General features: G+C 47.6%; 17 protein-coding genes. 11 read left to right on the top strand and 6 right to left on the bottom strand.

Annotation, left to right across the window (positions count from 1 at the left end; translation table 11 throughout):
- Positions 1-40 precede the first annotated feature (40 nt).
- From asr to A9B99_RS00075, 3 genes are all read left to right on the top strand, one after another.
- Positions 41-400 (top strand): acid resistance repetitive basic protein Asr, encoded by a 360-nt coding sequence (gene asr / locus A9B99_RS00085; RefSeq protein ID WP_064593405.1) that lies wholly within the window; start codon positions 41-43, stop codon positions 398-400.
- Positions 401-628: 228 nt separating this feature from the next.
- Positions 629-1447, top strand: a complete 819-nt coding sequence (locus A9B99_RS00080) for a trypsin-like serine peptidase (protein WP_064593400.1) — start codon at positions 629-631, stop codon at positions 1445-1447.
- 64 nt (positions 1448-1511) lie between these two features.
- Positions 1512-1910, top strand: coding sequence for an ASCH domain-containing protein (locus A9B99_RS00075; protein ID WP_064593395.1), 399 nt, complete (start codon positions 1512-1514; stop codon positions 1908-1910).
- A 35-nt stretch (positions 1911-1945) separates the two neighbouring features.
- On the opposite strand, the gene A9B99_RS00070 is transcribed toward A9B99_RS00075, so the two are convergent.
- Positions 1946-2758: a Cof-type HAD-IIB family hydrolase gene (locus tag A9B99_RS00070; RefSeq protein ID WP_064593390.1), complete on the bottom strand. Its 813-nt coding sequence runs from the start codon at positions 2756-2758 to the stop codon at positions 1946-1948.
- Positions 2759-2792: 34 nt separating this feature from the next.
- Positions 2793-3356, bottom strand: a complete 564-nt coding sequence (gene smrA, locus A9B99_RS00065) for a DNA endonuclease SmrA (RefSeq protein WP_064593384.1) — start codon at positions 3354-3356, stop codon at positions 2793-2795.
- Between the two features lie 1227 nt (positions 3357-4583).
- On the opposite strand from smrA, the gene fnr reads away from it, so the two are divergent.
- Positions 4584-5336: a fumarate/nitrate reduction transcriptional regulator Fnr gene (fnr, locus tag A9B99_RS00060; protein ID WP_156518990.1), complete on the top strand. Its 753-nt coding sequence runs from the start codon at positions 4584-4586 to the stop codon at positions 5334-5336.
- Positions 5337-5472: 136 nt separating this feature from the next.
- Positions 5473-6426, top strand: a complete 954-nt coding sequence (gene uspE / locus A9B99_RS00055) for a universal stress protein UspE (protein WP_064593379.1) — start codon at positions 5473-5475, stop codon at positions 6424-6426.
- 131 nt (positions 6427-6557) lie between these two features.
- On the opposite strand, the gene pntB is transcribed toward uspE, so the two are convergent.
- Positions 6558-7943 carry a Re/Si-specific NAD(P)(+) transhydrogenase subunit beta gene (gene pntB, locus A9B99_RS00050; RefSeq protein WP_064593378.1) on the bottom strand — a complete coding sequence of 462 codons (1386 nt, stop codon included), beginning with the start codon at positions 7941-7943 and terminating at the stop codon, positions 6558-6560.
- 10 nt (positions 7944-7953) lie between these two features.
- Positions 7954-9489 carry a Re/Si-specific NAD(P)(+) transhydrogenase subunit alpha gene (pntA, locus tag A9B99_RS00045; protein WP_064593373.1) on the bottom strand — a complete coding sequence of 512 codons (1536 nt, stop codon included), beginning with the start codon at positions 9487-9489 and terminating at the stop codon, positions 7954-7956.
- Between the two features lie 536 nt (positions 9490-10025).
- Here pntA and ydgH point away from each other — a divergent pair.
- From ydgH to tus, 6 genes are all read left to right on the top strand, one after another.
- Positions 10026-10970, top strand: a complete 945-nt coding sequence (gene ydgH / locus A9B99_RS00040; protein ID WP_064593371.1) for a DUF1471 family protein YdgH — start codon at positions 10026-10028, stop codon at positions 10968-10970.
- A 273-nt stretch (positions 10971-11243) separates the two neighbouring features.
- Positions 11244-12626 (top strand): amino acid permease, encoded by a 1383-nt coding sequence (locus A9B99_RS00035; RefSeq protein WP_064595403.1) that lies wholly within the window; start codon positions 11244-11246, stop codon positions 12624-12626.
- Positions 12627-12660: 34 nt separating this feature from the next.
- Positions 12661-13380 (top strand): dihydromonapterin reductase, encoded by a 720-nt coding sequence (gene folM / locus A9B99_RS00030; protein ID WP_064593369.1) that lies wholly within the window; start codon positions 12661-12663, stop codon positions 13378-13380.
- Between the two features lie 41 nt (positions 13381-13421).
- On the top strand, positions 13422-14156 hold the full coding sequence (gene rstA, locus A9B99_RS00025) for a two-component system response regulator RstA (RefSeq protein ID WP_064593367.1): 735 nt from the start codon (positions 13422-13424) through the stop codon (positions 14154-14156).
- Positions 14157-14542: 386 nt separating this feature from the next.
- On the top strand, positions 14543-15823 hold the full coding sequence (rstB, locus tag A9B99_RS00020) for a two-component system sensor histidine kinase RstB (protein WP_064593365.1): 1281 nt from the start codon (positions 14543-14545) through the stop codon (positions 15821-15823).
- 117 nt (positions 15824-15940) lie between these two features.
- On the top strand, positions 15941-16873 hold the full coding sequence (gene tus, locus A9B99_RS00015; RefSeq protein WP_064593363.1) for a DNA replication terminus site-binding protein: 933 nt from the start codon (positions 15941-15943) through the stop codon (positions 16871-16873).
- Between the two features lie 20 nt (positions 16874-16893).
- On the opposite strand, the gene fumC is transcribed toward tus, so the two are convergent.
- Together fumC and A9B99_RS00005 are read right to left on the bottom strand one after the other, a co-directional pair.
- Positions 16894-18291, bottom strand: a complete 1398-nt coding sequence (gene fumC, locus A9B99_RS00010; RefSeq protein ID WP_064593361.1) for a class II fumarate hydratase — start codon at positions 18289-18291, stop codon at positions 16894-16896.
- 171 nt (positions 18292-18462) lie between these two features.
- On the bottom strand, positions 18463-18807 hold a 345-nt coding region (locus tag A9B99_RS00005), incomplete at its 5' end, for a fumarate hydratase C-terminal domain-containing protein (RefSeq protein ID WP_197499239.1).

Raw genomic sequence — 18807 nt, 5'->3', positions numbered from 1 at the left:
GCAGTGGGGTTTAACACTGAAATAATTCGAGGATTTCGCAATGAATAAAGTTCTGGCGCTGGTTGTTGCCGCTGCTATGGGTCTGTCTTCTGCTGCTTTCGCTGCTGAAACTACTGCTGCTCCTGCAGCTGCTACTCCGGCTGCAGCTACTGCACCGGCAGCAACTGCTCAACATAAAGCAACGACTCACCACAAAAAAGTAACCCATAAAAAAGCAACCCATAAAAAAGCTGCTACTGAGCAAAAAGCTCAGGCTGCTAAAAAACACCACAAGAAAGTAGCTAAAAAACACGAAGCTGCTAAACCGGCTGCTCAAAAAGCACAGGCTGCCAAAAAACACCACAAAAAAGTGGTGAAAAAACATGAAGCCGCAAAACCGGCTGCTAAACCTGCTGCATAATTAATAGTACGGCACTATCAGGTAAACACCCGGTTATCCGGGTGTTTTTTTATCTTTCTTACGGCAAAGATACACAGAAAAACAAACCACACACCATCACATTCCTTAACCTTAATTATCTGGTCATTTAACAGGATAGTTTGCTGATTTTATTCCTTCTTATTTATAGCCTGTTATAGTTATCTGACTGGAACTGAATCATCCACCGTGACGCCTTTAGAGAGTGTTATGCGCAAAGCTCCTGTTATTCTGCTGGGAATATTGTTTCTGCTACCTGCGTGGGTTCATGCAGATGATGAGGATCTCAGCCCTCAGGAAATTAAGACGTTATTTTTTGGTAAAGATAACCGGGTTGCTGTCAGTAACCCACAGGACGCGCCCTGGGCCGCAATTGGGCAATTAGAAACTGCCAGTGGAAACTTATGTACCGCGACACTGATTGCTGACAATATTGCTTTGACGGCGGGTCACTGTTTGCTGATGCCCCCTCATGGCAAGCGTGACAAAGCCGTTGCACTACGTTTTATCTCTTCCAAAGGTGTCTGGCGATATGAGATTCACGACATTGAAGGCCGTGTCGATAGCGCGCTGGGCCATAAACTCAAGCCCGATGGCGATGGCTGGATAGTACCACCTTCTGCAGCTGCCGATGATATCGGTATTGTTATTCTGCGCAATCCCCCTTCCGGGATCACGCCATTGCCGTTATTTGATGGTGACCGCCAGGCACTGATTAACGCGCTTAAACAAACAGGGCGTAAAGTGACACAGTCTGGTTATCCACTTGATCACCTTGACCGGCTCTATACTGACAGTGATTGTTTAATTACCGGCTGGGCACAACATTCTGTTTTATCCCATCAATGTGATACCTTACCGGGCGACAGCGGTTCCCCCATACTCCTTAAAAGAGATAATCAATGGGATATCATTGGAGTACAAAGTTCTGCTCCGGCACCCAAAGATCGCTACCGGGCAGATAACCGGGCCATAGCAGTTACCGGGTTCAGGGAAACAATTAAGAAACTGACCGCCGGGCTACATTAATCCTTCGCGCGCCTCATTACTGCGTGTTGCGGATTACCGTTCTGCTAAACGATAAGGCACACTTATGATGCAAAACATGACAGACAAATACCCTGGTGCTCGTATCACCAGTTTTGGCGACACTGCGGAGTTAATGGATACCCTTGCCGGGTTGGTTGTTTCTGGTGAAAAAACAGCAACCTGTAGCTCGTATTCTTCCTGGCTGAGTGAACCCGTTCACCCCGGGGAATATTTCATTGTGGTTAACAGCCGGCAACAACCCGTTTGTGTCATTCAGACTCGCGTACTGCGCTACCTGCGTTTTTGTGATGTGAGCGAAGAGTTGGCAGCACTGGAAGGTGAAGACGATAAAACGCTCACTTCATGGCGTTCTGGCCATGAAGCTTTTTTCACCCGGGAAGGTACCTTTTCGCCGGAGATGGCGCTGATGTTTGAAGAGTTTATTCTGGTAGAACGCCTGTAACTGCCCGGCGCGCTAATTCGTGCGCCAGGGCAGAATTATTTGAATGGCGGTTGGTGTTGCAACACTGCGTCAATCACGTCCAGGGCACCACTTTGGTTGTTTGATGCAGTCTGATATTCAGCGGTATCTTTTACAGCTTGTGCGGCATTGCCCATAGCAAACGAAAAACCCGCATAGTGCAGCATTTCCACATCATTGGCACTGTCACCTACCGCCACCAGGTACTCTGGTGATACTCCCCAGCGCTTCAATAACCGGCGCAATCCACTGGCTTTATGGGAACCGGGAATTATCAGGTCAACAAAACCGTAACCACTGGTAACTGGGTGGATAACACCATCCAGGGCATGATTCAGTTGATTTACCAACTCCGGGATATGTTTATCATCCAGGTTGAGTGAATATTTGAAGATGGTGTCATCAATTTGGTAAACGTCCTCCACTGGCTGCAGGCGATGATAATGTTTTTTCATCAGCGAGATAAACGCCTCACTGGCTCCCTGCTGGTACCAGGCACTGTTGAGCCCACACGTCACATAATTGATTCCATCAAACTGCGCGAGGACATCAGCAATTTTGCGGGTATCATCTTTACTCAGTTCGCCATGATGGACTTGTTCGCCCTGGTCATAAATAAGCGCACCATTCTCAGCCACAAAGGCGATTTTGTCTTTGATTTCCGGGAAAAAAGAAATGAGCTGGTAATACTGGTTACCACTGGCGACGACGAAGCGAATCCCCTGCTCACCCATAGCCTGGTATTGGAGCATAAATCTTTCTTTGTCATATGTTTTTTGATCAGTGAGAAAGGTGCCATCCATATCTACTGCAATAACCTTAACGTTCATACCACCTCAATATCCGTACCCAAAGGTTAAAAAGTTAACGGCTTCGTTTCGCATGCCGTTCCCGAGTCTCTTCTTTAGCCGCCTGCGATTTACGCAAAGCAACATAACAAGCGCCACTGCCCCCCTGATTATCTGCAGCACGACAAAAAGCCTGTACACTCTCAAACTCAGTGAGCCAGCGCGCCAGAAAACTACGAATAACATTAGCATGAGACCGGTCTTCTCTACCTTTCCCATGAATAATTAATAAGTTACGCAACCCGGCGCTCTCAGCCTGAACAATGAACTCAAACACTTGCTGACGGCATTTTGCCACTGGCATACGCAACAAATTAAGGCTCGCCTGTTGTTGGTATTTCCCACTACGAAGCTTTTCAACTACGCCTCGCTGCACACCTTCTCGTTGAAAATACAACGGTTCACTCAGCGGAATAACATCAAGAAAGCCGGTTGTCAGGAAGTTTTCATCTTCCTGGTAGTACACACGTTTATCAAAACCGGGCTTTTTGGCAGGTTGCAGATGTGCATGTTGGTTTGATTTGAGTGGTTTGACATCAGACATGGCGTCAAGAAAAAAGGCTTTGTCGTCAGGGTTCATTACCAATCCTCCACCATCAGACCCGTTCCGGCCTTATACTATACCTTAAATCACACTGCTTGCGACAAGGCTTGCAGCCCACCGTGTCACATGCAGAAAGCCTCCTGTGTTGAGTAACGCGCGTAGCAACCAGCAATGACCTGCTTACTGTCACAATAAAGTTTTATCCTATAAAAATGATTACATTTCTCATTTATTAATCTGTATGTATGACTTTGACTGCCTTTTATTCCATTGAATAGTTAAGCAAGACTTAAATAAAGGTTATTTTCACTCAAAAGAAAGGAATAGATCGCATTTACTTACCCATGAAAGCACTTAACCTTATTCATTAAGTGGTTTTTATGGTTCATTAGATAAATTTCGTGAAATCAGTCACTGCATACAACAGGAAAAATTTAGGTTTGTGCTATAAAATTAATTCTGTGCATATAAAGGAGCACAGTTAAATACAAAATGGATACTAGCTTGCTGTGTGAAATTGAGAGCCTGATTGATGTCGTCAGGCTCTTTTTTTTAAACAGGTAGTTAAATACTTAAATATCATTTAAGCAAAAAAATATCATATTATCAATAAGTAACATTTGACAAACTGATGAATGCTAATTGTACAGGAGAGTTTACTACCTGTTTATCGTTCTCCAAAAGTTATTATATGGTTAAGTTAATGAGAATGGTTTTCATGAAAATATATTTTACCAGATTTATCACTTACAGTATTTTGCTATAAATAGCACGTTACCTTATAGCATTACTGTACGTCTTCATCTATTAATGATGTTCAAAATTTAACATACAATGTTGTATGTTTACCTAAGTTAAATTCCTCCCGGCCCGATATAAGTATATTTTTTAACCGCATCGAAATTACAATCAGCACCACACTGACAATTTAGGTTAAGTATTTTATGAGACAACCGCGTTATTTTGCTGCTTACAATACTGAGCCAGGCAATGCATACTGATGCACCGGACAAATGGTCACACGATTAGTGCGATAAATGGCTCTTACTCGCAACCTCTCTATAGTCAACAGGTGACATTTCGTGCGTTTTTACATCTGCTATATCAAGAAGTTCTAAAACTCTTTCAGGTATATCAAGAAGATGCCAGGCCTGTTCTGGCCAGGTTGTTTCATTCCGAGTTGCCGGACGTTTCGTCACACTGTACCTTGCCGCCAAAAAGATGTTAAAATTGACTAAAATCAATTATGGCCTGAGCAAACCTATGATCCCAGAAAAGCGAATTATACGACGCATACAATCGGGCGGATGTGCAATCCACTGCCAGGATTGTAGTATCAGCCAGTTGTGTATCCCGTTCACATTAAACGAACATGAGCTTGATCAACTGGATAATATCATTGAGCGTAAGAAGCCTATCCAGAAAGGCCAGACACTGTTCAAAGCGGGTGATGAGCTAAAATCTCTCTATGCTATTCGTTCAGGAACAATCAAAAGCTACACTATCACAGAACAAGGTGATGAGCAGATTACCGGTTTCCATTTAGCAGGTGACCTGGTGGGTTTTGATGCGATTGGCGCCGGGCACCATCCAAGCTTTGCTCAGGCTCTGGAAACGTCCATGGTCTGTGAGATTCCGTTTGAAACGCTGGACGACCTGTCCGGTAAAATGCCCAATCTTCGTCAGCAAATGATGCGTCTAATGAGTGGAGAGATCAAAGGCGACCAGGATATGATCCTGCTTCTTTCCAAGAAAAATGCTGAAGAGCGCCTGGCCGCTTTTATCTATAACTTGTCACGCCGTTTTGCCCAACGTGGTTTTTCACCGCGTGAGTTCCGTCTGACAATGACTCGTGGTGATATAGGTAACTATCTGGGCTTGACCGTTGAAACAATAAGCCGCTTATTAGGCCGCTTTCAGAAAAGTGGCATGCTGGCAGTTAAAGGCAAATATATTACTATTGAAAACAATGACGAGCTGGCTGTGCTGGCCGGACAGTCAAAAAGCGTTGCGTAATCCTTCCTGAACTGCCGGATTGTTAAATTTTACTGATTTATTGATCCGGCAGGCTTTTTCCCTCTGTTTCATTCCCTGCTTATAGGTTACTCTTAATTTAAGCTGTAATTACAGTTTGTTGTAAGGAGACCCTTGTATGGCAAAGTTTCATAACATGTTGGTAGCTATCGACCCAAATCAGGATGAACAACCTGCATTACGGCGTGCGGTGTACCTGCATCAACGGATTGGCGGTACCATTAAAGCGTTCTTACCGATCTATGACTTTTCTTATGAAATGACTACATTGTTGTCTCCGGATGAGCGGACAGCAATGCGTAAAGGGGTGATTGCCCAACGGACTGCATGGATCCGGGAACAGGCACAATATTATCTTGAAGCTGGCATTCCTATTGATATTAAAGTGGTCTGGCATAACCGTCCTTATGAAGCCATTATCCAGGAAGTGCTGGCATGTGGTCATGATTTAGTTCTGAAGATGACCCACCAGCATGACAAACTTGAGTCCGTAATTTTCACACCAACAGACTGGCACTTATTACGTAAATGCCCTTGCCCTGTATGGATGGTAAAAGATCAGGAATGGCCCGTTGGTGGCAAAGCACTGGTTGCAGTAAATCTGTCCAGTGAAGAGCCTTATCACAGCGCACTCAATGAGAAACTGATTCGAGAAACCATAAGCCTGGCTGAACAAGTCGACCATACCGAAGTTCATCTGGTCAGCGCTTACCCTTCAACACCGATTAATATCGCTATAGAGTTACCCGACTTCGACCCCAGCATTTACAATGATGCCATCCGTGGGCAACACTTGCTGGCAATGAAAGCGTTGCGCCAACAATATGGTATACCAGAAAACCTGACTCACGTAGAAAAAGGCTTACCGGAAGAAGTCATCCCGGATTTAGCCACTCACCTTGAGGCAGGAATTGTGGTGTTAGGAACTGTGGGGCGTACCGGGCTTTCGGCCGCATTTTTAGGGAATACAGCGGAGCAAGTTATTGACCACCTGCGTTGCGACCTGCTGGCATTAAAGCCCGATAACTACCAGTCACCCGTATTGCCAGAAGATAGTGTTGAGGCCTCATAAACACAGAGTTTGTTTAATCAATAACCCGGCTGCCAATGCCGGGTTTTTTATTGCCAGCTTAATGCGTAAAAACAAAAAACCCCGGTTGCCTGATGATGGCATCCGGGGTTGTGGTTAGCTACTGTTCAGAGTTACAGCAATTTAAGAATGGCATCCACGCTGGCTTTGGCATCACCAAACAGCATTTGAGTATTCTCTTTAAAGAACAGTGGGTTTTGTACCCCAGCATAACCGGTATTCATTGAGCGTTTGAATACCACTACGTTTTGCGCTTTCCACACTTCCAATACTGGCATACCCGCGATAGGGCTTTTCGGATCATCCTGAGCGGCCGGGTTAACGGTGTCGTTAGCACCGATAACCAGTACGGTATCGGTGTCGGCGAAATCATCATTGATCTCATCCATCTCCAGTACGATGTCATAAGGGACTTTGGCTTCAGCCAGCAGAACGTTCATATGCCCAGGTAAGCGCCCGGCAACCGGGTGAATACCGAAACGTACTTTTACACCGCGTGCACGCAGTTTCTCGGTGATTTCCGCAACTGGATACTGAGCCTGAGCAACAGCCATACCATAGCCCGGAGTGATAATCACCGAAGTGGAATTTTTCAGCATTTCAGCGGTTTCTTCCACACTAATTTCGCGATGCTCACCCGTAACTTCTTCACCACCAGAGGCACCATCAGTACCAAAGCCACCAGCAATAACACTGATAAACGACCGGTTCATAGCCTTACACATGATGTACGACAGAATTGCCCCTGATGAACCAACCAGTGCACCGGTAACAATCAGCAAGTCGTTACTTAACATAAAGCCTGCGGCTGCGGCTGCCCAACCAGAGTAGGAGTTCAGCATGGAAACCACAACAGGCATATCTGCCCCACCAATGGAGGCGACCAGATGCCAGCCGAATGCCAGGGCAATAACGGTCATGACCAGTAATGCAAAGACCTGAGTACCCGCGCTGCCAGTGCGCACAAACATGATAAGTAACAGGAATGACACCACCAAAGCAGCCAGGTTCAGTTTATGCCGGTGAGGCAGCATCAATGGTTTTGATGAGATTTTACCGCGCAGTTTGCCAAACGCCACCACAGACCCGGTAAACGTCACCGCACCAATAAAGATCCCCAGGAAAACTTCCGTTAAGTGAATGTTTTCCATTACGGCTTCCATACCAGGAGCATGGTCAAGGTAACTGTTGAAACCGACCAGCACAGCGGCGAGGCCGACGAAGCTGTGCAGAATTGCCACCAGTTCAGGCATTTCAGTCATTTCAACTTTACGGGCGAGATGGATACCCACCCCACCACCAATCACCATAGCAACCAGTATCCATACGACATTGCTGGTGTCCGGCCCCAAAATGGTTACGACCAGTGCAATAGCCATCCCTGCAATACCAAACACGTTGCCCTGTTTTGAAGTTTCATGGCGGGAAAGCCCGGCAAGACTGAAAATAAACAGGATCGCGGCAACAATGTATGCAGCAGTAACTAATCCTCCAGACATTTGTTACCCCTTAATTTTTACGAAACATTTTCAGCATACGCTGAGTCACGGTGAAACCACCGAAGATGTTAATACTGGCAATTAATACCGCGATGAAGCTGAGAAAACTGACCCAGCCGCCATGGCCTATTTGCAGTAGAGCGCCCACCACAATAATCCCGGAAATGGCATTGGTGACCGACATCAGGGGAGTATGTAACGCGTGGCTCACATTCCAGACCACGTAATACCCCACAACGCACGCCAGAGCGAATACCGTAAAGTGACCAAGGAATTCTTTCGGTGCCACTGTAGATAACCAACCGAAGAGGATTATCACCAGTGCGAGTAGCGCATATTTCCGCCATGGTGATGAGGCTTTCTCGGGTGCTGCTGGCGCAACGGCTTTCGGTTGTGCTGCCTGTGCCTGCGGTTGTGCTGAAACCTGAATAGGGGGAGCCGGCCAGGTAACTTCGCCTTCGCGCACAACGGTTACCCCACGAACCACAACATCATCAAAATCAATGGTGACGATGCCATCTTTTTCTTTACACAGCAGCTTCATCAGGTTGACAAGGTTAGTGCCATACAACTGAGATGATTGTGTTGGCAGACGGCCCGGTAAATCGGTATAACCGATGATTTTGACACCATTCGGCGTGACAAAAACTTCGCCGGGTACGGTGTATTCACAGTTACCGCCATTTTGTGCAGCAAGGTCAACCACAACACTTCCCGGTTGCATGCTGTCTACCATTTCACGGGTAATGAGTTTTGGCGCAGGTTTGCCCGGAATCAGCGCTGTAGTAACAATGATGTCGACTTCTTTAGCCTGGGCGGCAAACAACGCCATCTCCGCTTTGATAAAAGCTTCTGACATAACTTTTGCGTAACCATCACCACTGCCAGCTTCTTCTTCGAAATCAAGCTCAAGGAACTCAGCGCCCATACTTTGCACTTGTTCTTTCACTTCAGGCCGGGTATCAAAGGCACGAACTATTGCCCCAAGGCTGTTGGCGGCACCAATCGCGGCTAAACCTGCCACACCCGCACCTATAATCATGACTTTTGCAGGCGGCACTTTCCCGGCAGCGGTAATTTGCCCGGTAAAGAAGCGACCAAATTCATGTGCAGCTTCAACAATCGCACGGTAACCAGCGATATTAGCCATCGAGCTCAATGCATCCAGCGCCTGAGCACGAGAAATACGTGGCACAGCATCCATCGCCATTACATTGATATTGCGCGCGCTGAGCATGGCCATTAAGTCAGGATTCTGAGCAGGCCAGATAAAACTAACCAGCGTTGCGCCATCGCGCATTTGCGTAATTTCGCCTTGTTCAGGTGCATTGACTTTAAAAATTACGTCAGCCTGCCAGGCTTGTGCCGTATCTACAATTTCCGCACCAGCCTGGACGTAAGCGTCATCATCAAAGCTGGCAAGTTTTCCGGCGTCATGTTCAATGACAACATCGAACCCCAGTTTACGCAGTTGTTCCACCGTTTTCGGCGTTGCGGCAACCCGGGTTTCGCCGTTGAGGCGTTCTAGAGGTACACCAATACGCATAGTTTTCCCTTCCATCGATTCTCGTGATGGTTTTAATGAAAATGAGAAAAAAGACGCACAACAGGCACATTAACCCACTGACGACTTTTTAATCTGCAAGAAAATCCTGTTGTAACAATGTTTCTATAACCTACTGAAAATAACGCCTGTGATCTATATCCCAGGTCTTACATTTCTCATCTGAACAGTGAAAGTGTAGTCAGGTGCACATCCAGGTGATATTTTTTACTTATATTTTAAAAAAAAGTGAGATATTCAGCCACAAAAGCCAGTTAAAACACGATCCAATTTTTGACGTATTAGCAATAATTAACATTACTTTAACTTATAAAAGTGGTAAGTATTAACGAATATACTGATAAAGTGACCGTTTTTACCAGATATCGCTTAATAATATTGCTTCGCGTGAGAGGAAACGCATTTACCGGCAAAATTGGCGAAGACAGTAAGGCTTTTCAATGCAATAATCGGTCAATACTCAACAGTATTATAATGCTGTAATCAGTACTTTTTATGCGCAAGGCGAAGGATTAACTATGAATTTTAAGTACACCCTGCTGGCGTCCACGCTCTTTTCTGTGGTGGCAGTATCGGCTCATGCCGCAACTGAACTGACGCCAGAAAAAGCAGCTGCATTAAAACCCTATGACCGTATTGTTCTGACCGGCCATTTTAACTCCATTAGCGATGCAGTTGCCGCCGTGTCCAAAAAAGCGGACAGCATGGGTGCAGCATCATTTTATATTGTTGACTCACACGATTATGGTAACAGTGGTAACTCTCGTGTTACTGCGGATATCTACCATGCCGATGCCAGGGAAGCAGACAAACCCAAAAATCGTGTCATCGAAGGTGTGATGGAATTGCCTAAAGATCAGGCTATCGCACTTGAGCCGTTCGACACAGTGACTGTTCAGGGGTTCTACCGCTCACAACCTGACGTGAACGCCGCCATTGCGAAAGCCGCCAAAGAAAAAGGTGCCGCATCTTTTTATATTGTTCGCCAAATGGATACTAACCAGGGCGGCAACCAGATGATCACTGCTTTTATCTATAAGGCGGATGCGAAGAAACGTATACTGCAGAGCCCGAATGCCATTCCGGCAGACTCTGAGACAGGCCGCAAACTGCTTGCCGAAGGTGGTGCAGCCGCGAAGAAAGTTGAAATTCCGGGAGTGGCCTCTTCTGGGATGCTGAGCAGTGATGTTGGTCGGTTCTTCGAAACGCAGTCCTCTGAAGGTGGCCGTTACACTGTCACACTGCCAGATGGAACGAAGATTCAAGAGTTGAATAAAATCACCGCAGCTCAGATGGCGCCGTTCGACAGCATCAGATTCACCGGGCACTATTCCAGTATGACTGATGTTTCTTACAATGTTGCCAAACGCGCTGCAAAAGCAGGTGCAAAATACTACCACATTACCCGCCAGTGGCAGGAGCGTGGTGGCAATATGACGATCAGTGCAGACCTGTACAAATAAATAACTGTTGTCTTGCTACAAATTTTCCACCATGAAAGTAGCCGGTTTTCCGGCTACTTTTTTCTTTTGGGCACCTACTAATCATTCCTGCGCCATTCTGCTTTGCATATCTCAATTCTGCTTGTTTTTTTGTCATTCAGCGTTTTTTCTGGTTTAAGTCATTGCATGCAGTTTTCACAGCCCGTAAAATCCCGCGCCTTAGTAAAATTCACCATTTTTATGCGTCTTAACGAAATAATTATTCTGATTGATGCATTTACTGACAGGTTGTTAATGGAAAAAAAACTTGGCCTTGCGGCCCTGACAGCGCTGGTCTTGAGCTCCATGCTCGGTGCCGGTGTATTTAGCCTGCCGCAAAATATGGCGGCCGTAGCCAGCCCTTCAGCGTTACTGATTGGCTGGACGATAACCGGAATAGGGATCCTGCTTCTGGCTGGCGCGATGTTGCTGCTGACACGTCTTCGCCCGGACCTGGATGGCGGTATATTTACCTATGCGCGAGAAGGTTTTGGCGAGCTGATTGGCTTCTGTTCAGCCTGGGGATACTGGCTGTGTGCCGTGATTGCCAATGTCTCCTACCTGGTTATTGTCTTCTCCGCACTGAGTTTTTTCACTGACAGCCCTGGTCATACCCTGTTTGGCGATGGTAACACCTGGCAGGCAATTGCTGGTGCTTCCTGCCTGTTATGGATTGTTCACGCACTGGTTCTGCGGGGGGTTCAGACTGCGGCAGGCATTAACCTGGTCGCCACGCTGGCTAAATTATTACCCCTGGGTTTATTTATTGTTCTGGCTGCCCTCGCCTTTGAGTTTTCACGTTTTGAGTTCGACTTTACTGGTATCGCACTGGGTGTGCCGGTATGGGAGCAGGTCAAAAACACCATGCTCATCACTCTGTGGGTATTTATTGGTGTGGAAGGTGCTGTGGTGGTTTCTGCCCGTGCCCGCCACAAAAAGGATGTTGGCCGTGCCACCATTCTGGCCGTCATTGCGGCATTAGTGGTTTATTTATTCGTTACATTGCTCTCCCTGGGCGTTGTCAGCCGCCCGGAGTTGGCAGCCATGCGGAATCCATCAATGGCGGGCATTATGGTCGAAATGATGGGGTCGTGGGGTGAAGTGATTATTGCCGCAGGTCTGATTGTCTCGGTATGCGGGGCATATCTGAGCTGGACTATTATGGCAGCAGAGGTCCCTTTACTGGCAGCCACCCATAAAGCATTTCCACGTATTTTCACGCATCAAAACAGAAACAATGCGCCAGCAGCTTCATTATGGTTAACCAATCTCAGCGTTCAGGCTTGCCTGGTGCTTATCTGGCTGACTGGTGCGGATTACAACGCACTGTTGAACATTGCCTCCGAAATGATTCTGGTGCCTTATTTATTGGTTGGTGCGTTTCTGGTCAAAATGGCGCGGTCACCAGCACACCGAATTATTGGTTATGGCGCCTGCGTATACGGTATTTGGTTATTGTATGCTTCCGGCCTAATGCATTTATTGCTGTCCGTGGTATTGTACGCACCCGGCATAATTGTATTTCTCTATGCCCGCCGGACACATCAGGATAATGCCCAACTCCGGTGGCTGGAAAAAGCTGGCATCAGTTTGATTCTGTTAGCGGCCTTCCCTGCGACATGGATGCTGGTAAACTGACTGCATAACATAACCATAATGAAAAGGTAGCGTAATGAGCCAGGCTCAACCCATAGTGATAACAGGCGGTGCACGCCGTATTGGCCTGGCACTTGCACAGCATTTTGTTACATGTGGGCAACCGGTTATTATCAGTTATCGTACCCACTACCCGGTAATCGGTGAGCTGGAACAGGCCGGGGTTTGCTGTATTGCCGCTGATTTCTCCACCGATGAAGGTGTGTTGAATTTTGCCCGTCAGATTAGAGAACAGAATCCTGCGGGGTTACGCGCTATTATTCATAATGCCAGCCAGTGGATTGCGGAAGGTGGTGCAAGCAGCGATGCTGATGTCATGACGGCCATGCTGCAAATTCATGTCCGCGCCCCCTATCTACTGAACCAAACTCTTGCCAGTATTGTCGGGAGCAGCGAAACCGCCAGCGGCGATATTGTACATTTCACTGATTATGTAGTTGAGCGTGGCAGCGATAAACATATTGCTTATGCGGCAAGTAAAGCTGCGCTGGATAATTTAACCCGCTCATTCGCACGAAAATTAGCGCCGCGTATTAAAGTCAATGCTATTGCTCCGTCCCTTATTATGTTTAATCCTGAAGATAATGCCAGCTATCGCCAAAATGCACTGGACAAATCATTAATGAGAATTGCACCAGGAGAACAGGAAATCATCCATCTGGTAGATTACTTACTGAGTAGTCAGTATGCTACAGGACGCACTTTCGCGGTTGATGGCGGGCGGCATTTGCGCTAAGCATATTCGTACATTCAGCAGGACAACTAACACCACCTATTATGACTAAAATCGTTTTCGTTGAAGATGATCCGGAAGTTGGATCATTAATTGCCGCCTGGTTAGGCAAGCACGACATAGATGTCATTATTGAAACCCGTGGAGATCAGGCTGAAATGGTTATCGCCCGGGAAAACCCGGACCTGGTTCTTCTGGATATAATGCTGCCAGGCAAAGACGGGATGTCATTGTGCCGCGACCTGCGCCCCAAATGGGAAGGCCCGATAGTTTTACTTACCTCACTTGATAGTGATATGAACCATATTTTGTCACTTGAAATGGGAGCCAGCGATTATATTCTAAAAACGACCCCTCCTGCGGTGCTACTGGCCCGGTTACGTCTGCATTTACGCCAGAATGCAGGAACCCGGCAAAGTTCAACACAGACAGCTTCTGCCTCTGCCCCCCGTCATCAGCAGGCCATTCATTTTGGTACATTCTGTATTGATCCGCTTAACCGCCAGGTCACTCTGGGTAAAGAGACTATTTTGCTGTCAACGGCAGATTTTGAACTGTTATGGGAACTTGCCAGCCACGCCGGGCAAATCATGGACAGAGACATGTTACTGAAAAACTTGCGGGGTGTGAGTTACGATGGTTTGGATCGCAGTGTTGATGTTGCGATTTCCCGTTTACGCAAAAAACTACACGACAGTGCAACAGAACCTTATCGTATTAAAACCATTCGCAATAAAGGTTACTTATTTGCTCCCCACGCGTGGGAAACCTCGCACTAAGCCCGGTTTACAGAAAAAAAAGAGGGCCGGCGACATCAACACGGCCCTGAGAAGTATCACTACGCTATGGTTATCAACATGAGGTGAATCACTATCAACACCTTCGGTGTGAAGAGTGGCTGATAGTGCTGCACCCCTGCGTATTGAGGTTATCGGCAGGCCGTGAAGTTTCCTTAACGAAAATTTCTCTTTTTTTTATGGTCCAACCAGATAGTTTTGTATACATTATTCTCCTGCCTGTCATCTGACGCGGGATTACCATTAGCACCATTCCGCAGGTATTTCGTCGCCGAAAACGCATTTCAGAGTATACTTTGCATCGCTATTTCTGAGCCTTTTGTGTCAGTCGTTGCGGCTTGTTCTATGTGCGTACCTTACGGTGGACTATGAAGAAACTTTTTATTCAGTTCTATTTACTGCTGTTTGTCTGCTTTCTGCTAATGGCAATGCTGGTTGGACTGGTCTATAAATTCACGGCAGAACGTGCCGGACGCCAGTCCCTTGACGACCTGATGAAGAGTTCGCTTTACCTGATGCGCAGCGAATTGCGCGAGATCCCCCCGCGAGACTGGAATAAGACACTCAGCGATTTGGATTTCAATTTATCTTTCAAGTTACATATTGAACCGTTGAGCAACTTCCATCTGGACTCTGCCACAGAGCAACGTCTGAAAGAAGGCGACATTGTTGCGCTGGACCAGGAATATACTTTTTTACAACGTATTCCCCGCAGCCATTACGCACTGGTGGTTGGTCCGGTTCCTTATCTGTTTTTCCTCCATCAAATGCGATTGCTGGATGTCGCGCTCATGGCGTTTATTGCCATATCTCTGGCCGTTCCTGTGTTTATCTGGATGCGCCCACACTGGAAAGATATGCTGAAACTTGAATCAGCCGCCCAGCGTTTTGGTGATGGACACCTTGACGAGCGCATTCATTTTGACAATGGCTCCAGCTTTGAAAGGCTGGGGGTTGCGTTCAATCAAATGGCCGATAACGTCAATACGCTGATTTCCAGTAAGAAGCAGCTGTTAGATGGTATCGCCCATGAATTACGCACCCCGCTGGTTCGCTTACGTTACCGGCTGGAAATGAGTGACCGGCTGTCAGAAGAAGAATCCCAGGCGTTAAACCGGGATGTCAGCCAGTTAGAGGGGTTGATTGAAGAGCTACTGACGTATGCCCGGCTGGACCGGCCGCAAACAGTACTGAACCTGACAGAAATTGATTTGCCACTCTGGCTTGAAGAGCGCATTGATGATGTGCGCTTTATTCACCCTGAGCGCGAACTGGATTTGGATATTCCCCAACAGGCACTTACTTGCCAGGTTGACCTGCGTCTTATGGAACGTGTGCTTGATAACCTGGTGAATAATGCCCTGCGCTACAGTGAAAAACAGCTCCATGTCGCGCTGGTTGTTTCCGGTGAACGGGCTACATTATCTGTGGATGACGATGGCCCGGGGATACCTGAAGCAGAACGTATACGGGTATTTGAACCGTTTGTTCGCCTTGACCCGAGCAGGGACAGAGCCACAGGTGGATGTGGGTTGGGACTGGCTATTGTATATTCTATTGCGGTGGCGATGAACGGTGAAGTCAGTGCACAGAAGAGTCCGCTGGGTGGTGCCCGTCTGAGCTTTAGCTGGCCTTTACAACGTCTTTGATACTTATTCCCTATCCGGCCAGACCGGGCACATTGGCTAATGACGGGAGTTTGTGCCACACTATGAGTATGTTGTAACTAAAATAATATACCAGATTAGCCACAGGCAGGTACTGACATGGCACACCAGGATTGTACTCAGGCTCTCAAAAAAACATTCAGCCATATTGAACATCAGACAGCACGGCTTACCGGGATTCTGGCAGAATGCCGGCTACTTGCTGCACGCACTTTTGCTCTGCCAGAACGGCTGAAAGGTACAGAACAGGATGACATTGACGAAATCAGCGTAACTGCACTTGTCGGCCATGCGGCCCGCACCCGTGCCCTGCACCATTTCCGCCACTTTTTTATCCAACAACAGTCAGCAAAGCAGAGCAGCAAAGCCGCTGTGCGTCTGCCTGGTGCGTTGTGCGTTGCTGTTAATCATCACCAACACAGTGAACTCAACTCACTGATTGACGATATTAATCAGCATAAGCAGGTACTAAAAACCCTTATTACTCAAACTGTTAATTTGCCACCAACGGCCCGTTTTGAGTGGGTGCACCAACACCTGCCAGGCCTGATAACCCTGAACGCCTGGCGCCAGATTATGCGACCAGAAAACCCTTCCTCGATTAATTTTGGCTGGGCAAATAAGCAAATTATTAAAAATCTCACCCGTGATGAAGTACTGGCGATGCTGGAAAAGAGCCTGAAGGCAAAGCGCGCAGTCCCACCCTGGACGCAGGAACAATGGTATGCCCATGTTTCGCGCGAGTATCAGGATGTAGCCTCATTACCCGAGCGGGTCAGGCTCAAGATCCGCCGCCCGGTAAAAGTGCAGCCCATTGCCCGTGTATGGTATGCCGGGCAACGCAGGCAACAACAGCTCGCCTGCTCTTCACCTTTAGTAGTTCTGTGCCAGGAACACACTGCTGTACCAGACATTGGCGAACTGCTGAACTATGAAGCCGCCAGTATCACCTGGCGGCATAAACCCTCTGCACAGCAAGGGAGGCTACTGATCCCGCGACTGCATCTGTGGCTGATGGATGACGGATGTTAACCTTACCAGCACCAGTCAAGTCAGCCCGAAGCCAGGCCGGTCATTGCTTCCGGGCGAACCCACTCATCGAACTCTGCCTCTGTCAAATAACCGCTTGCCAGAGCCGCTTCTTTGAGTGTGGTGCCCTCATGGTGGGCTTTTTTGGCGATCATTGATGCTTTGTCATACCCAATGTGAGTATTTAACGCCGTCACCAGCATCAAAGAAGCATTCAATTGCTGAGTAATGCGCGCCTGGTTGGGTTCAATGCCACTGGCACAATGCTCAGTGAAGCTTGTCATGCCATCTGCCAGCAAACGAACGGACTGCAAAAAATTGTGGATGATCATTGGCCGGTAGACATTCAGTTCAAAGTTCCCTGAAGCACCGCCCATTCCCACCGCAACATCATTGCCCATAACCTGGCAGCACAACATGGTCAGTGCTTCACACTGTGTCGGGTTCACTTTGCCAGGCATAATTGAACTGCCGGGTTCATTTTCCGGAATGGTGATTTCACCAATACCACAACGTGGACCAGAAGCGAGCCAGCGAACATCATTGGCAATTTTCATTAATGAAGCCGCCAGAGCTTTCAGCGCACCATGAGTACGCACCAGCGGGTCACAAGTTGCCAGCGCTGCAAATTTATTGGTGGCGCTTTCAAAAGGCACTCCAGTTAATTGAGCCAGAACAGCAGCAACACCGGATGCATAACCAGGGGGGCAATTCAGCCCGGTTCCCACAGCTGTTCCCCCTAACGCCAGAGGATATAATTGCGGTAATGTTGCTTCGATGTAAGCTTGTTGATCTGCCAGCATACTGTACCAGCCGCTTATTTCCTGGCCCAGTGTCAGTGGTGTGGCGTCCTGCAAGTGTGTGCGCCCGATTTTCACAACCGCCATATAAGCGGCAGATTTTTCTTCGAGGCACTCTTTAAGCCGGGCGAGTGCAGGCAATAAATCACGTTGTATCGCCAGTACCGCCGCCACATGCATCGCACCGGGGAATACATCGTTAGAGCTTTGGCTTTTATTCACATCATCATTCGGATGAATTAGCCTGTTATTCCCCCTTTCGCCGCCCAATAATTCGCTGGCCCGGTTAGCCAGCACTTCATTCATGTTCATATTGGTTTGCGTACCCGAACCAGTCTGCCAGATGGCTAACGGGAACTCAGCCTGGTGCTTCCCTGTGAGCACCTCATCCGCTGCGGCGATAATGGCGTGGCCTTTTACCTTATCCAGAATACCCAAATCCATGTTGACGGTGGCCGCCGCTCGTTTGGTTAATGCCAGCGCGTGAATCAATACGCCAGGCATTTTTTCTGTTGATATCCGAAAGTGCATCAATGAACGTTGGGTTTGCGCGCCCCATAAGCGTTGCGCATCTACGGCGATATCGCCCATTGAATCATGTTCCATCCTGCTTTCAGCCATATTTCCTCCCGCATGAAAAAAGTCTTCTCTAAAAAGATAGTCAATTCATACCTGTGTAGCGTTATAAAGAACAGGATGAGCACAGATTGGGAAATAAAATGTGACAGTGTCACTTATAGCATGAATATCAGAACAAAATGACAGACTGCATAGCGCAGTCTGTCGGCAGGATTACTTCGTTATTGCGCAGTTATCGCATCGCCCAGAGATTTGCTGGAAGAAATCGTTACCTTTGTCGTCCACCAGGATAAACGCCGGGAAATCTTCCACCTCGATTTTCCAGATAGCTTCCATACCCAGTTCCGGGTAAGCCACACACTCCAGGCTCTTGATACTCTGTTGCGCCAGCACCGCCGCCGGGCCACCAATGCTGCCCAGGTAGAAGCCACCGTGTTTCTTACAGGCATCCGTCACCTGCTGGCTGCGGTTGCCTTTCGCCAGCATAATCATGCTGCCACCGTGGGACTGCAGTAAATCCACATAGGAGTCCATGCGCCCGGCTGTGGTTGGGCCCAG

Origin of the sequence: Mangrovibacter phragmitis (assembly GCF_001655675.1) — a bacterium.
Classification (GTDB): Bacteria; Pseudomonadota; Gammaproteobacteria; order Enterobacterales; family Enterobacteriaceae; genus Mangrovibacter; species Mangrovibacter phragmitis.
Note: the sequence above shows the minus strand (reverse complement) of the source record. Positions and strands in the feature narration are given on the sequence as shown.